Annotated in this window: 12 protein-coding genes; 5 read left to right on the forward strand and 7 right to left on the reverse strand. The window is 43.7% G+C overall.

Going from position 1 to position 16,873, the window contains the following annotated elements:
• From PN447_RS17255 to PN447_RS17275, 5 genes are all read left to right on the forward strand, one after another.
• Nucleotides 1–181: hypothetical protein (locus PN447_RS17255; protein WP_271764240.1), on the forward strand; the 181-nt coding region annotated here is incomplete at its 5' end.
• A 590-nt stretch (nucleotides 182–771) separates the two neighbouring features.
• Nucleotides 772–2,457 (forward strand): ABC-F family ATP-binding cassette domain-containing protein, encoded by a 1,686-nt coding sequence (locus PN447_RS17260; RefSeq protein WP_271764241.1) that lies wholly within the window; start codon nucleotides 772–774, stop codon nucleotides 2,455–2,457.
• Between the two features lie 71 nt (nucleotides 2,458–2,528).
• Nucleotides 2,529–4,127 (forward strand): 2,3-bisphosphoglycerate-independent phosphoglycerate mutase, encoded by a 1,599-nt coding sequence (gene gpmI / locus PN447_RS17265; protein ID WP_271764242.1) that lies wholly within the window; start codon nucleotides 2,529–2,531, stop codon nucleotides 4,125–4,127.
• Between the two features lie 156 nt (nucleotides 4,128–4,283).
• Nucleotides 4,284–4,523: a preprotein translocase subunit SecG gene (gene secG / locus PN447_RS17270; RefSeq protein ID WP_271764243.1), complete on the forward strand. Its 240-nt coding sequence runs from the start codon at nucleotides 4,284–4,286 to the stop codon at nucleotides 4,521–4,523.
• Between the two features lie 18 nt (nucleotides 4,524–4,541).
• Nucleotides 4,542–5,279, forward strand: coding sequence for a peptidase (locus PN447_RS17275; protein WP_271764244.1), 738 nt, complete (start codon nucleotides 4,542–4,544; stop codon nucleotides 5,277–5,279).
• A 59-nt stretch (nucleotides 5,280–5,338) separates the two neighbouring features.
• Here PN447_RS17275 and PN447_RS17280 read toward each other — a convergent pair whose 3' ends face one another.
• The 7 genes from PN447_RS17280 to PN447_RS17310 form a co-directional block, all read right to left on the reverse strand.
• Complete coding sequence (locus tag PN447_RS17280; protein ID WP_271764245.1) at nucleotides 5,339–6,307, reverse strand: orange carotenoid protein N-terminal domain-containing protein; 969 nt, start codon at nucleotides 6,305–6,307, stop codon at nucleotides 5,339–5,341.
• A 354-nt stretch (nucleotides 6,308–6,661) separates the two neighbouring features.
• Nucleotides 6,662–7,810 carry a glycosyltransferase family 4 protein gene (locus PN447_RS17285; protein ID WP_271764246.1) on the reverse strand — a complete coding sequence of 383 codons (1,149 nt, stop codon included), beginning with the start codon at nucleotides 7,808–7,810 and terminating at the stop codon, nucleotides 6,662–6,664.
• Between the two features lie 126 nt (nucleotides 7,811–7,936).
• Nucleotides 7,937–9,442 carry an MFS transporter gene (locus tag PN447_RS17290; RefSeq protein WP_271764281.1) on the reverse strand — a complete coding sequence of 502 codons (1,506 nt, stop codon included), beginning with the start codon at nucleotides 9,440–9,442 and terminating at the stop codon, nucleotides 7,937–7,939.
• Nucleotides 9,429–10,301, reverse strand: a complete 873-nt coding sequence (gene recO, locus PN447_RS17295; protein WP_271764247.1) for a DNA repair protein RecO — start codon at nucleotides 10,299–10,301, stop codon at nucleotides 9,429–9,431. Before recO ends, PN447_RS17290 begins: the two co-directional genes overlap by 14 nt.
• A 47-nt stretch (nucleotides 10,302–10,348) precedes the next feature.
• On the reverse strand, nucleotides 10,349–11,020 hold the full coding sequence (deoC, locus tag PN447_RS17300) for a deoxyribose-phosphate aldolase (RefSeq protein WP_271764248.1): 672 nt from the start codon (nucleotides 11,018–11,020) through the stop codon (nucleotides 10,349–10,351).
• A 224-nt stretch (nucleotides 11,021–11,244) separates the two neighbouring features.
• Entirely contained in the window at nucleotides 11,245–12,684 is a 1,440-nt protein-coding gene (locus tag PN447_RS17305; RefSeq protein WP_271764249.1) for a YcjF family protein, read from the reverse strand.
• A 116-nt stretch (nucleotides 12,685–12,800) separates the two neighbouring features.
• Nucleotides 12,801–16,865: an MSCRAMM family protein gene (locus tag PN447_RS17310; protein ID WP_271764250.1), complete on the reverse strand. Its 4,065-nt coding sequence runs from the start codon at nucleotides 16,863–16,865 to the stop codon at nucleotides 12,801–12,803.
• Between the last annotated feature and the right edge of the window lie 8 nt (nucleotides 16,866–16,873).

Here is a 16,873-nt window from a genome sequence, read left to right on the forward strand (position 1 = left end):
CTACAACGAACCCAGCAGCCAACTATATAAACTCCATGAACAACTAGATAAACTAGTGATGGAAGCCTATAAATTTAAACCTGAAGATGACATTTTAGAGCAACTCTTAAAATTAAACCTAGAGCTAGGAAAAAAAGAAAAACAGAATCAACAGGTAATTGGACCCGAAGCAGTTTCTTAGATCCCACTTAGCGACCTTTGCGTTTAAACACCGGACAGGCGATCGCCCCAAAGATCCCCGACTTCTAGATAAGTTATGGTAGGGTATCGCTAATTATGTGAGAAGTCGGGGATCTAGTAGACTTCTAGCTAAATTATGGTAGTCAGATTCATCTGACATCAGCTATCAGACAGGGGTTTATAACCCCTGGTTTCTTACATCCCACCCCACCAAATAAAACATCTTCCCAACAAACACCTTTGCGAACCTTTGCGTGTACTTAGCGACCTTTGCGTTTAAACACCGTACAGGCGATCGCCCCAAAGATCCCCGACTTCTAGATAAATTATGGTAGGGTATCTCTAATTATGTGAGAAGTCCGGGATCTGGTAGACTTCTAGCTAAATTATGGTAGTCAGATTCATCTGACATCAGCTATCAGACAGGGGTTTATAACCCCTGGTTCCCTGGGTAGCATCAAACGGAGTTTATAACCCCTGACTCCTCTAAATAAAAAACAACTGAATAAAAAACATAAACTTAAGTTAAATTTTGTTAAAATCAGGAAGAGTGTTAACCTTCACAACCATCCCCTACCCCAGAGAAACTTGATGCTGCGACTCGAACATATCAGTAAAATATATCCCACAGGTGAAGTTCTCAAAGATGTTAACTGGGAAGTCAAACCTGGAGATCGCATAGGCTTAGTAGGAGTCAACGGAGCGGGAAAATCAACCCAGCTAAAAATCATCACCGGGGAAATAGAACCCACAGCGGGGGAAATAATTCGCCCCTCCAGCTTACACATAGCTTACCTGAACCAAGAATTTGAAGTAGATCCGAGTCGCACAGTCAGAGAAGAATTTTGGCGAGTCTTTGCGCAAGCAAATCAAGTACAAATTTCCCTAGGGGAAGTACAGAGGGAGATGGAGACCGCCAGTTTAGAAGAACTAGATAAACTGATTAACAAACTAGATCGCTTACAGCGAGAGTTTGAAGCCTTAGACGGGTATAACCTAGATGCAAGGATTGGGAAGATATTACCAGAAATGGGCTTTGATAGCGAAGACAGCGATCGCCTAGTCAGTGCCTTTTCTGGTGGTTGGCAGATGAGGATGAGTTTAGGTAAAATTCTCCTACAAAAGCCCGACCTATTGCTACTGGACGAACCGACGAACCACTTAGACTTAGAAACCATAGAATGGTTAGAAAATTACCTCAGAGGACTAACCACCCCCATGGTAATAGTTTCCCATGACCGGGAATTTTTAGATAGGCTGTGTACCCAGATTGTAGAAACAGAGAGGGGTGTTTCTACTACTTACCTAGGTAACTATTCAGCATACCTCCAACAAAAAGCGGAAAATCAACTAGCCCAGTTAAGCGCCTACGATCGCCAACAAAAAGAACTAGAGAAACAGCAAGCATTTGTAGACAGATTCCGCGCCAGTGCGACTCGTAGTACCCAAGCCAAGAGCCGGGAAAAACAACTAGAAAAAATCGAGCGCATCGAAGCACCCACAGCCAATGTAAAAACCTTACATTTTCGCTTTCCCCCTTCTCCCCGCAGTGGGAGGGAGGTAGTGATCATTAAAGACCTAACTCATATATATGATGATAAGATATTATTCTTAGAAGCTAGTTTACTAATTGAAAGAGGCGATCGCATAGCCTTTCTGGGTCCCAACGGAGCGGGTAAATCCACCCTATTAAGGGTAATAATGGGGACAGAACCAGCCACAGAAGGAACCGTAAAACTAGGAGACCATAACGTTATACCGGGATACTTCGAGCAGAACCAAGCGGAAGCCTTAGACCTAGAGAAAACAGTCATGGAAACCATCCATGATGAAGTTCCCCAGTGGACAAACGAAGAAGTGCGCACACACCTAGGGAGATTTCTCTTTACAGGGGACATGGTATTTAAACCAGTAGCGGCTTTAAGTGGTGGAGAAAAAGCGCGGTTAGCCTTAGCAAAAATGCTGTTACGTCCAGCCAACCTCCTAATTTTAGATGAGCCGACCAACCACTTAGACATTCCCGCCAAAGAAATGTTAGAAGAGGCGCTACAAAACTATGATGGGACAGCCATAGTAGTTTCCCACGACCGCTATTTTATTTCCCAAGTAGCCAACAAAATCGTAGAAATCCGGGATGGGGAATTTCGTGTTTACCTAGGAGACTATCATTATTACCTCGATAAAATTGCCGAAGAAAAAGAACAGACCAGACTAGCAGCAATAGCTGCGGAAAAAGCTGCTAAAAAAGCAGGGAAATCTTCTGGAAAAAGGAAATAAGTAAAAATTCACTTGCACTGTAGATTAGCAGTGGTATTATTCGGATATTACAGAAAGTAAAGGGCAAGACCATGACCAAAGCACCTGTTGCTCCTGTGGTGCTAGTCATTTTAGACGGGTGGGGCTACCGCGAACAGCAGCGAGGAAACGCAATTACCGCCGCTGAAACCCCCATTATGGAAAGCTTATGGGCAGCTTACCCCCACACCCTCATCAGCACATCAGGAAAAGCCGTAGGGTTGCCAGAAGGTCAAATGGGCAACTCGGAAGTTGGTCATTTGAACATTGGCGCTGGACGGGTAGTACCCCAAGAATTAGTCCGCATCTCCGATGCAGTCGAAGATGGTTCTATTCTCAGTAACCCAGCACTTGTGAAGATTTGCCAGGAAGTCCGCTCTCAAAATGGTAAATTGCATATAGTGGGGCTGTGTTCTGAGGGAGGGGTACACTCACATATCAGTCATCTGTTTGGACTACTAGACCTAGCCAAACAACAGGAAATTTCAGAAGTTTGTATCCACGCCATCACCGACGGTCGTGATACTCTCCCCGGGGATGGGATCAAAGCCATCAAGTTATTGCAAGCACAAATAGACCAGAAAGGCATAGGGCGTATAGTTACCCTCAGTGGTCGCTACTATGCTATGGATAGAGATAATCGTTGGGAGCGCATTCAACGCGCCTACGATGTCATGACAGAAGATGCTAACATTGATGAACGTCCAGCCGTAGAAGTTTTGGCTGCATCTTATGCCGAAGATGTGACCGATGAATTCATTCACCCAGTCCGCATTGCTCCAGGGACGATCGAACCAGGGGACGGTGTGATCTTCTTCAACTTCCGCCCAGACCGCGCTAGACAGTTGACTCAAGCTTTTGTCAGCCCCAAATTCACAGGCTTTACTAGAGCAAAAATTCAGCGGTTGTCCTTTGCTACCTTTACTCAATACGACCCAGAACTACCAGTGAAGGTAGCCTTTGAGCCGCAAAATTTGACGAATATTTTAGGTGAAGTCATCGCCAATCATGGTTTACAGCAGTTTCGCACCGCAGAAACCGAAAAATACGCCCACGTCACCTATTTCTTTAATGGCGGACTAGAGGAACCTTTCCCTGGGGAAGACCGAGAACTGGTCAGTAGTCCCATGGTAGCAACTTACGACAAAGCCCCGGGAATGTCAGCGGACGCAGTTACAGATGTGGCGATCGCCGCCATTCACAAGAGAATATACTCTTTAGTAGTGATTAACTATGCTAACCCGGACATGGTAGGGCATACTGGGAAAATGGCAGCCACCATGAGCGCTATTCAAACAGTAGACCATTGTTTGGGTCGCTTACTGAGTAGTATTACCCAAGTGGGCGGAACAGCAATTATTACTGCTGACCACGGTAACGCCGAGTATATGCTGGATGAACAGGGTAACCCCTGGACAGCACATACCACTAACCCAGTCCCCTTCATTTTAGTAGAAGGAGAGACCATTAAAATCCCCGGACATGGTACAAATGTAGAACTGCGCAAGGATGGTAAACTAGCGGATATAGCACCTACCATTCTGGAAATTCTCCAGTTACCCCAACCCTCAGAAATGACCGGACACTCCCTATTAATCCCGTCTGGGTATCAAGTGCAACCCACACGTACCCCCGTCAAAGCTGGTATATAAACCGACCCAGCAGTGAAGACCTTCTGACTCCTCACTGCTCCCCTACCGCCAGGGCACTACCACTCAAACAACTAGCCCAGAATGTGATATAATCCCTATGATTGGGAAAACATAAATAACCATAAATAACCATAAATTATCACGGACAGCCTGACCATGACAGTTAATATTACTACTATTGTGCAAACTATTTGGGCTTTTTCTGCTTTAGCCTTAATTATTTTAGTGTTACTACATAGCCCTAAAGGCGATGGAATTGGAGCCATTGGCGGACAAGCCCAATTATTCAGCAGCACCAAAAGCGCCGAAGATACCTTAAATCGAGTTACCTGGGCGCTGACAGTTATATTTATGGGTTTAACATTGCTGTTGAGTGCTGGGTGGTTACCTAAGTAAAAATCCGGTAAGAGTAGAATGGTATATAAAATAAAATACCCTAAGTCTTCCAGCCGTCAAGATTTCTATACACAAAGATTACTAGCAGTCCTGTCCTTATTCATCAGTACCGGGCTGCTAGTTATTTTGACAAATCTGCCATCTATTGCTACAGTAGGAAATACATCCTATACTACCCATCCCCTACCCCCCACCCTGGCGCAATGGCAAGATCACACAAATAGTGGTGATTACTTTGACCAAGTGGAAAAAACCCCGGTAGGTTATTTTATCTGGTCAAAATTTCCGATTCAAGTTTATATACAACCACCCACAGCAGCTAATCATACACAAGCTCAAGCATGGGTCAACACTGTTATAGAGACAGTAGAAGAGTGGAATGTTTATTTACCCTTGGTGGTAGTAGACAAGCCGGAAATAGCTGATATTAAAATTATCCGCCAAGTCCCACCTCTACAATTTACCCGTGGTCATCCCACGCAGGCCCGTTCGGCCCAAACTACCTATAAAGTATACGAAAACAATAGAACACTATATCACAAGTTTACTATCTTATTGAGTCCTAGTCAAACAGGGGTATATCTTCAAGCCGCATCCCGTCACGAACTCGGCCACGCCTTGGGAATTTGGGGTCATAGCGATTTACCCACCGATGCTTTATACTTTTCCCAAGTTAGCAATCCCCCGCCTATTTCACCCAGAGATGTGAACACCCTCAAACGGGTTTATCAACAACCGACTCATTTAGGTAAATAATTAGGTGTTGCTCAACTAAAAATGTCAGCCCCAGCAACACCCCAAACTACCCCAGAAATCTAAACCCGACGCAGATTTAGTAATTCTTCAGGAGATGCAAGCATATCAATGGCGACAAAGAAAATTTTGCCTTCGGGATTAATTAAGAAGCGCCAAGCAATATTCATTCCCACAGTCACACCAAACCAGGGAGTTTGTACAACACCTGTAATTTTTAGCTGCTTAGACCCATCGGTAAGGTTCTCACAGATACCTTTTTGTGGCATCATGTTTAATCCTTGGGCTTCTTCGCGCATATATTTGGCGATCGCCTCATGTCCGACAATGGGTTTTTGGAATGGTGGTTGGAGCGCACCGTCGGGAGTAAACAGACTAATAGCTTGATCAAAGTTATCAGCGTTCATCGCTTCAATGTAGCCCAGAACCGCCGGTTCTGTAATCCCGTCAATTTTCACTGAGGATACAGGGGGCGCAGTCCGAGTAAATGCTGGCTCCTCTACAGCTTTGGGGTAGCTACTTGGACCTACATCAGAGGTATCAAATCCCATGTTAACTACGGTGTTGCGCAGTACTGTAATTTGCTGACCAGGATCAAGTTTCTTGGTGGCTTCTAGTACAAATTGCACACCGGGACTCATTTGATAACCAGTGGGGATGGGAGCGACTACACCCTGTTTCATCAACTCTCCCAACTCGAACCAAAAAGCCAGCTTAGTATTTACACTAAAAAACCCATAGGAACGACTGATGGGTGAGTCAGCACGACTCGCAATATCCCGCATCACTCTTGTTTGCTCTTCCGCTGACATTTGCTTAATTTGGTTGAGCAAACTTTCTGCTAGTTGCAATCTGGCGGCCCCAGGCGCTGCGGGGGTAATTGTTTTCCCCATTTCCGTATACGCAAACCACAGATATGCTAGCTGGTCGTCAACACTGAGTTGGTCGAACAGGGCGATGGTCGCGGGAATCTGACTGGGAAGTTGAGTATTAGAAAAGATATTCTGAGCCGACTGGATAGTTAAAGCCATATTTACACAATAATTAGACGTTTACACCTTATGTAACATATTGTAAAATAAATCTTAAAATTTGTAAAGTTATTTGAGTGAATCTTGATAAGATGGCATAAAAGTCACCTCTGATACAGTATTGCTATAGCACTACGCATACACGTTAGGACATCATAATTGTGGTTTTAAGGGAACAGGGAACAGGGAACAGGGAACACCGAAGGATTGGGAAGGATTGGGAAGGATTGGGGAACAACAAGCAGGGAAATGTCCTAACACTTGTGGTTACTGCTGTAGTCAAAAAAATATGAAAAACCTAGGCGATCGCCATCAATCCCCTAGCTCAATGTGAATATTTGTAGAATTGATAGCCTAACTCCTCCGACTCAGAGGTACTGACCTATCTGCTAAAACTTCCCGATATAATTCCTCTAACTGACTGATATTTTTACTCAGGGTATAGCGGTCTAACACACGCTGTCTGGCCTTGTTTCCTAGGAGGGTGGTTAACTCCGGATGGTCTTGGAATAGGGGTAAAAGGGTTCTTAACTGCGATCGCACGGTCTTAGTATTCAGGACTACACCCGCCCCAGCCTCTAATACCTCCCCATCCGCACCCACATCTGTAGCCAAACAAGCTATTCCACAGGCCATTGCTTCCAACAGAGACAGGGATAAACCCTCAACCAGAGAGGGTAAAATAAAAACATCAGCACCCCGTAAAATTTCGATCCGCCGCTCTTCATCCGCCACAAATCCTAACCAGATAATCCCTGCATCTGAGCCATAAAACGGTTCCAAAGAAGACTTTAAAACCCCATCACCCACCATCAGTAACTTGCTCCCAGATCCCATCTGTGACTGCTTCCAAGCTCGTAACAGAGGTTCCAGGTTTTTTTCTGGTGCTATACGACCTTGATAGACAAACAACCGCTCCGCTTGGAATTGTGCTTTCACCCCCGAAACTCCGGGGGAATACTTCACCGCATCAACTCCATTGGGAATCACAGCGATTTTTCTTTCCTTTACACCCATACGGGCTAATAACTCCCGCTGAATTTGGGAAAATACAATCACCCGATCATAGTTCGCCAAACAAGGCGCATACAGCTGATAAGCTAACATCTGGGTTCCCGAAAGAAATTTTGCCCCCTTCCCCGCAAAAGCTGTATGAAACGTCGCAATCAAAGGTAAATTCAGTTGCTCGCAGATTTCGGGTAACATAAAGTCCAGAGGCGATAAACTCAAAGAGGCATGGACTACATCCGGTTTGATTTCCCGCAGAGACTCCGTTAATACCTTGGTTGCTTTTAACGTGGGAATTGTGTAAACCTGGGATTTATAAATGAAAGGTAGGGAAACTTCCTGGAAATTTGGACAATTTTCTGTTTCTGATTCTTCTTGAGCAAAGTGAAGAAAACTAACTTGGTGTCCCCTGTCTAGTAAAGCATTTGTTACTTCTCTACTGTAGGTGACATTACCGCAAAATGGTGATTTCTTTCCAATCCAGGCTATACGCATTCTTTATTAGCTATTTTGAAAAGCGGTTTCAATTGATCAACCTTTGAGTTACTCACAGCTCAAAGCCTCTGGTATTGTCAACTTCCCCTGAGTTTACCACGAAACCAAGATCATCTGGACTGTTGACTATGGGCGGGAACTATACCAAGTTAATATACCACCACAAAATACCGTAATAGCTAAAATCACAAAAACTGCTGGTAGTCCTATTAAGGTTTCACCTACCCCAGCTAAGGCTAAAGGTAAGGTCAAGGCAATATTAATCACATTATTTTGTAGCCCAAACACTTTACCCCGCATCTCTGGCGGCGTTTCCGTTTGAATCGCAGTTTGCATCGGGATACCTACCATAGACCCAAATACACCCAACAAAGCTACTAACAGTAAAATTATCCCTAATTGTGTTGTAAATACCGATAGCCCAATTAAAGTCCCTGACATCCCTAAGCAACCCCACAGACTCAATTCGCAGTAGGAGAAGCGTTGACCAAATTGACCCAGCATTGTCGCCCCAGCAGCCATACCAATCCCACCAAATGCTAGTAAAAAGCCAAATTGAGATGCTTTTAAGTTGGGAATTATTTCCGCCATCCGCACCGCTAGCACTGTTAAAGCTGCAAATACGGAAAATAGAATCGTCAGTTTTACTAAAGCATTGCGCAGTATAGAGTTAGCTTTGAGGTATTTCAACCCATCTCTTAAGTCAGCTAAGACGTGAGGAAATTCCGTGTCCGGATGGTGGGGTTTTTCTTTGGTCGCTAATAACAACAAAATTAACGCCGCTATCCCATAACTACCACCTACCAACAACTCTTTACCTAGTCCATCACTACCACCTATTTTTAACCATACTCTATCGGCGATCGCCAACAGTGGTTCACCCACTGCAAACCCCACAATCACTGAAGCCATCATGGTAGTCGTATATAGAGAATTAGCCGAGAGTAAATGCTGTTCTTCCACCACTAACGGGATTGTTGTTTGTTCTGCGGGCGCAAAAAACTGTGTCAGTGTGGAGACTAAAAATGTCACCCCCAATATAATTATAAAACCCACTGGTAACATCCCCACCGGCTGCCAATCATGTGTTAACCACAGTAACAAAGGTATGGATAACACTAACACCCCCCGTAAAACATTGGTGCTTACCAGCACATTCTTTTTCCGCCAGCGGTCTACAAATACACCCGCTACAGAACCAAACAGTACCGCTGGAATGGTAAAAGCCATCATTAAACCTGATACCCAACCGCTAATGCTCTGGTCACTTCCCTGAAACTGAGTATTAATCAATGCAATCATTAATACTAAGTATACTTTGTCCGCTATCTGGCAAAAAACCTGACCCCCCCACAGCGCCAGAAAATTAGGATTTTTTAACACAGGTAAAAACCCCTGGTCTGGTCTATTTTCCGGGTCACCAGTCCCCTCTAATTGGGGCGGTTTAGTTGGGGAAGTCACTACTGATAAACGGGTGGTAGCAATTTCCCCCGCCACATCTAATTGACACTGTTCTGGGCTGTGCGGAACAGCACTTAAGTGATTTGTGACTATAGGATCCGATACCCTATTGTGTTTTTTGGTGTTTGGTGATAGAGATGAGATTTTTCTATCTACATCAGACGGTTGCATCATGGTTAGCAGCAAAGTAAGAGTCAATCAAGGTAGCAGAGCGAATAGGGCGACCTAAATGATATTGAGCATATTGGCGCAAAATTTGCTCAATAGATAACCAGCGATAATTTTGGTTAGTATCTGTTGCTATTATCTCTGTTTCTGAGAGATATTGGAGCATAGCTAATTCTGTAGCATCCAACCGAGCACTTACCGGTATATCTTCCCTGTGCACAACCCTTTGGTAATTTAAGTTAGACTCGAGGGCTGAGGGTTGATGTTTTTCTTGGCGCAAATTTTCCCACGCCTGTAAACAGACTGTACCACCTGCTGTGACACTAAAGCCCACCCGCCAGTTAGGATCTGCGAAATTTGGCCTGATGGTATAGTTAGTTAAACAACAGGCTTGTACTTGAGGGCATAAACCTTCTAAAGCATAAAAGTGAAACACTGCATGAGCTAAATAAGCATAAATATTATATCTATCTGTTATATCTAATACTTCTAATTTATGAAGATATTTATGGAGTAACTGATAAATTTCCTCTTGGGGTTGCTCACTCAAGGCCTGACACAGCACTATTTCCGCTAAATATTGCCCTGCGGCAAATTTCCCCACATCCACAGCCAAACCCGGATAGGTTTTTACGGTATCCGCTTGTATAATTCTATCGAGGGATCGCCCTTTGGCTATGAGTAATTCATTGACCACAAATACCCCACTCCTACCCCCCAGGCTGGATTTAGCCTGGCGTGCTGCCGGTGCTATGGCTCGAATTAAACCCAACTGTGGTGTTAATATTGTTAATATTCTATCTGATTCTCCCAGGGCTTGGGATTTGAGATTAATTCCGGTAACTTTATAGGTTCTACTCATTAGTCATTAGTTATTTTCTGCCCACCAACCACCCTTTACTAGACTAGTCAGCTGTTTTGCTGGTCTTGGCCTTGGCGCAGCAAATCCATCGACCGAGATGTTCCCAGTCTGGTAGCACCGGCTAAGATCAGGTCTATAGCTTCATTGTAGGTGCGAATTCCCCCAGATGCCTTAATTCCCAACCGGTCTTTTGCCATTTCTTTTAACAGTCTGACATCCCCCACCGTTGCACCCCCATGCCAACCTGTGCTAGTTTTCAAGAATCCCGCCCCGGCCTCCATTGATATTTCCGCCGCCAGCTTTTTCTCTGGATCAGTTAGCAGGTTGGTTTCCAAAATCACCTTCACCAGTTGTCCGGTTGCTTCGCAAATTTCGGCAATCTCCCGGTGTACCGCCTCAATTCTAGCAGCTTTCAACCAACCTAAATTCATCACCACATCTAGCTCCGTAGCTCCATTTTCCACCGCTTCTTGAGCCTCATACAGTTTCACCCCTGAGGTGGTCGCCCCCGTAGGAAAGCCAATTACTGTACACACGTGGGGATTTTTACCATGGAGTAGTTCTGCTGCTTGCTTCACATAACTAGGGTGAACACAAACCGCCGCAAAATTAAATCTGTACGCTTCTTCACACCATTGCTCGACCTGCTCTGGGGTAGCTGTTGGGTTCAGCAGAGAATGATCGATAAATGGCGCAATATCAATATAGTCTGCCGCCATCTTGTGTTTTGCCTGTGATTAATATTTTTTTACTAAGTCACTTTAATATATTTATCCTATTTGAGTTGAGAAATTATCAGTGAGGAAAGGGAACAGGGAATAGGGAACAGGGAATAGGGAATAGGTGTGTACTTCATGAGCCTGAAAAAGGCTATAATATATCAAAACTAACAGTCACGCCAAGGCACAAAGTTATTACTTGTCCTTGACGGTTGTTTGTGCCATTAATTCACAGTTTCAGTCTGTGGTGATAAGCGTTTGATACTTTCCTGAACTAACCTGGATAACAGGTTCATCTGCTGGTTACTCTCAAAGACTTTTTGCACAGTCTGGCGTAATTTATCTAAATTCAAGACATTTCCCGAATCTAGGGCTTCTTCCTGTTGGGCAAAGTATGCCACTAAACTTAAACCTGCTACTCTAGTTAGGTAGGCTGCACTCACCCCTTGGACTATACCACCAGCCACAAAGGTGATAGCATTACTTTTTAAGACCATGCTCACAGCTTTGGTGGACAGTTCCACTAAACCTAGTTTCACCATTAAACCCCCCATGGTTACCCCTAGGGTTTGGGCTTGTTCTAGGGAGAATTTTTGCTGGTATATATTACCTAAGTCTATCACCATCTGGGCGTTAATCGCTGCTGTGGCTAAAATGTCTAGGGCTGGTACTGGGTTAGCAAAGGCAGCAGCCGCGCTGATCCATTGATATTGTTCAATAATGGGGATACTGCGATCGCCCCTGGTTTCATTCAGCCAGTTTTTCCCCGCCGCTTTCAACAACTTGGCTTTTCTCCAGGTAGTTGTCCAGATTAGTTGTTGTCTTTGCTGTGAGACAATTTTACTCAGATCCTCAATTAAACCCTCAATATCCGGTTCCGGTTGTTCCATCCACTCTTGGATATTACCATTACTTTCATGCTTGCGTACTTTGCGCGCCACAGGAGACGTTACCGTTCCCACTACATCCTCTGACATTCGCTGTTTTAATGACAGCAAAATGCTCTCCCGTTCCTCTGGTAAATACTGGTCCTGTTTGTTAAAAATTAACCGCACTGGTTGATTGGCTGCTTTTAACTGCTGTAAGCTCTGAAATTCCCAGTCTGTCAAATCACCATTAGTCAGGAACAACACAAAATCCGACTGTTTAACTGCTGCTAATATGGGTATATCTGATTGCTCTCCTGTCTGGGTAAATAAAGGGGTTGTTTCCCATAGGGTTACTTTGTTCTGTGTCCCCCCCCATCCCCTAGACTCCAACACCGCAACTAAACTACTTTTCCCTACAGATTTACCACCGGTGACAGCTATGGTAATTTCTTCGCGATCTAATTCTATCTGCAACTGCCCCAGTCTTCCTTGTAGCGTCTCTAAGGCCGGGTGGTTGACAGCTTCCTGTCCTAATTGCTTAATTATAGCTTCCCCTTGAGCGATCGCAGTTTCCACAGTTCCTCGTTCTTTCACCATACCATGTAACTGCTCTACACTCTGTTGGGGTTTATTTTTCTGCAATAACCACAAACCACCCCCCACAGCCACAGCACCCAACAAACCTACCTCTGTCAGCAGCTGCAAGATATAATCGTCCCAGCTTTGTAACATCCATAAGCCAAAGGATAGTCCCAATCCTCCCACTAAAATCGGTCGCTGCAACTTCACAACCATTGCTCCATTTTTTCAAGTTTCTCTCTTCAGAATAGATCAAAATCCCTCCATTCTATGCTAAATAACAACAGTTTGGCATCCTTGAGGATGTGTCTGATCAAGTACACAGTAATTTGTTACCTATTCGGTGTGTTCTCTGCTGACAAACCCGCGATGGGTCGATTTAGGTTCACCTGAATATTCACAGTAGACTGTAAAAGCGAGTCATCATTAATTTCCAGATACTCAGGACTAGTTTCTAATTTCTCTGTTCCTTTTTCAACTTCTATCCTATATTTACCCATAGGCATATTTTCTATGGTAAAAGCACCCAAGGAATTAGTTTGTGATAAAGATTTTTGGTTGGTTTCTACTTCAGTTAAGATGACATTTACCTCAGATAATCTTTCTCCAGTTTCATCTCTCAAAAGACCGCGGACAATATAATTATTTGCAGCCGCATAAAGCTCTTGTTTCAATGCATTAACTTGTAAGTTGATGTTATTTTCCCAAGGGGAAGAACTATCTATAATAAATTTCCCTGGTTCCACAATAAAATCACCGACCTTGATTTGATACTCTCCTGGAATCAGTTCTGGGAACTGAAAGAAACCCTGAATATCAGTAATAGAAGTAAAAGTTTTCCCGGATTCTCCATGAACAGCCATCACTTTAATTCCCTTCAAGTCTTCCTGGGCTTTATCCTTAAGATATCCACTCACCGTATAAGTGGGAATCTCTTCCCCCCTAGCTGTTTGTCCCGAACGGGGAATAAAAACCTGTAATTGTAAATTATTCGGGATTAATTCAGGGTCTTGTAGTTGCAGAATATTGGGAGTAATATTTAAATCCCCCACATTCAACTTATATTCTCCCAGGGGGAGATTTTCTAAAAAGAATATACCAGATGGACTAGTGATAGAAAAGTATCTTTTCTGGGTGGTAGTATTAATAGCTTCTATCCTAGCTCCATTAACCGGGTTACCTAATTGGTTTCTGAGAATCCCCTGGACTGTTGCAGTTTGGATAAAGGGGACTTTGACAATAGTATAAGCTCCAGGGGCTACTTCCACAGCATAGGCTTTTTGTTCAGGTTCCCATTCAATAGGATAACCAGCGGGATCTAAATCTAATCTATGGGTTCCTGGTGGCCCGGGAATAATAATTCCATTACCCATTAATGATAAGTTAGTCGCCTCTTTTAAAGAGCGATTATTTAGGATTAATAAAGGACGATAATTATCGGTAATTATCGCCTCATTGCGGTCTCGCACACCGTTATTATTTTGATCATAAAATGGCTGGACTAAAATCCCCCCTGCGGCTTCAAAGTGGCTAGCATTTTTTTTGTCTGTAGTGATACCATCTTGTAGATTTAAATTTAAATTCCACACCAATCCTACAGAGAAGTTAGAAGCAGTTCCTTGTACCGATGCGCCAGAATAACTCCCCCGTAAACTTAACCCAGCAAATAAATTAGGACTGGTGAGAGAAACTAGAGCACCTGAGGAAGAAGACCCAAAACCATAACCCAATTCCCAACTCCAATTAGTTCTATCTAACTGTTGCTGGGTTCGCAAGGAGTTGCCATCATGTCGCCAAGCTGCTACAAATAAAGAATGATCATCAGATTGCAAATAACGGGCGTATATTTGGTCTTTTACAGCAGAGTCTTTGTGGCGAGTCAGATTATTGACTAAATAAATATCGTGAAAAGAACCCTGAGAGTTGACAGGAAAAGTCAGGTTTTTCCACACCTGTGAGTCTTGTGCATTAAAGGAACTGCTAGTAAATTGTCTATAGGAGTTAGTTAACCCCAATTCCCAGTTGTTCCACTTCCAAGTACTGCGTAATCGCCGACCACCATCACTCTCAAAACGACTGTCGAAATTATGGGAGAGATTTCCCCATCTCCAACTAACTGATGTTTCCGCAAAAGCTCGGTTAAGGTTGTTAGTATCTTCATATCCTAAACCTAGGTTGGCGGATGCCCCAAATAATGATAGGTTACTAGAGGTTTTGAAATTAAAACCCCTGTCACTCAGGCTCATTTGTAACCTGATATTTTTTATGGGTTCTATACTGGTATTTATGCGCCAGAATCCCTGAGTATTGCCACTCCAAGCCATGTTAAAATTATCGTTGAATTTCCAACCACCATCAAAGCTGAAACTGCTGGTTTCTTTGGCGTTTCCAGAAAGACCACGGAGAGTAAAGGTGAGAGGTGAATGGGGATGGGTGTAAAAAATCTCTGCAAAACCGCGGATTTGGGCGCGATCATAAACACCACCCACTCCCACAGTCACATCGTTAGATACTCCGTAACGATAACCCACCCCCGTAACTAAACCATCAAAAGAACCCAAGGGTTGATCTGGTTGACGCTGACGCCATGTACCCGCAGAACTAAAAATAGCACTGCTCCCAGCGGGGAGTTGCTGATACAGAGGTTCAATAACTCGGGTTTCTCTTTCAGGAGTAGTAGCAAGATTACCGTTAGGATAGGAGAGAATTGTAAACTTATTACCTTGGACATTAGGAAAGGTATATCTCTGGGTCTGGTCTACTAGTACCTCATCTAATAAAACCCCAGCTCCCCAAATTTGTACTAAAGTTCCCTGTGGCGCCTTACCTTGAATGGTACGCAGAAAATCTCGGTTATTTAGTCGCAAATTCAGATCCCGCGCCGATCCGCCCCGTTGACTTTCATAACCAAAGCGATGAATATAACTATAACCCCAAAATTCTCCCGAATTTGAGGCTCCTGGATAAAATAGGCTCTGGTTACCGAAAATGTGATCTTGAGTGGTGTTTAAATTTTGAATTCTCAGGTCTTGGAGATAAGCTCCGTCAAAATTTGCTAAATCTGGTTGAGCAATCCTGGTTTGAAATGTAAAGTCCCCTAACTTTCCGCTGATGGTGGTTGAACCGCTATTGCTCAAGGTGTTATTTCTAGTTAGGGAAGAATTGACATTTTGACTCACACCGGCAATGGTATACTCAGGAGGAGTTACACGGGGTAAACCCTCTAAAATCACAGGTGGTTCTTTGTTGGTCTGTGAACCTTTTTTCAACAGCCAAGATCCTTCAAAGACAATTGCATAACTATCAATATCAAATCTAACTTCTAGGGGAAACTGACGGCGTATCTCTGCAATGCTGAGAGCATCACCAAGAGTTATGTCTGCAATCAATAATTTCGGGTCGAATTCTTTGACTAACCCGGGCGATCGCAATTGAACATTACCATTAGGTAAGGGAGTGACTGTAAAGCCAAAGGCCTCAATAATCGATTCATAGGGGATGAGCCATTGTTCAAAATCCAAGGCTTGAGTACCATCTTCACGCCCCTTGACCAACACACCAGATAAGATATCATATCTATCAAATTTTATCCCCACTGGCAGAATATCCTCAGGAGCATTTGTATTTCTGGTGGGAGATAATCCTAACAACTGCAACCTAGCTAAATCCTGACTGATTGGTTTGGAAGGATCATAATCACTGGGGAGATTTTCGGGTTTAGTAGGTGGTGGAACCGTCCCAGTAGTCCTAGATTCCCCAGAACCACCCCCACTGGGTAAGACATTCCTAGAAGTAATATTATCTGAATTAGTCGCCTGGGGAACATCCTCACCAGTTCCCACAGATGCCAAAATAGATTCTGACCATAGATTTAAACCAGAAAACCCAGAAACATTCTCAGAGGGGAATAAAGAGTCAAAATTGAGATTTTCTGGATTAGTAGGTGATGGAACCGTCCGAGTAGTGCGAGCTAACACAGAACTAGATTCCCCAGAAGGGAACACATCTCCCGCAATCACATTATTCCCAATAATTACCTGGGGAACATCCTCATCAGTTCCCACAGATGCCAAAATAGATTCTACGGACTTAACCTGAGTCCCTAAGAAATCCTGAGTAAGTATATTTTTGGAGATAGTAACCAGGGGAACGTTCTCAGAATCACTTGAATCTGGTATATATTGTGACTTGAGATTCAAGGTAGCAACATTCTGAGATGGTTCAGAAAATACGTATTTAAAATCTAGATTTTTAACAATGGTAATCTGTGGAATATCCTCAGAACAGGGTCGCAGTGAAGGGGTAGATTTTGCGGGGTTGAGGTCAGCAGGTAATACATCTTCTGGCGGTACATTTTCTGAGGTAGTTACAACCTGGAAAACAGATGATGAGAACATCTCAATCA

The sequence above is a fragment of the Anabaena sp. CS-542/02 genome, assembly GCF_028331085.1.
Classification (GTDB): domain Bacteria; phylum Cyanobacteriota; class Cyanobacteriia; order Cyanobacteriales; family Nostocaceae; genus Anabaenopsis; species Anabaenopsis arnoldii.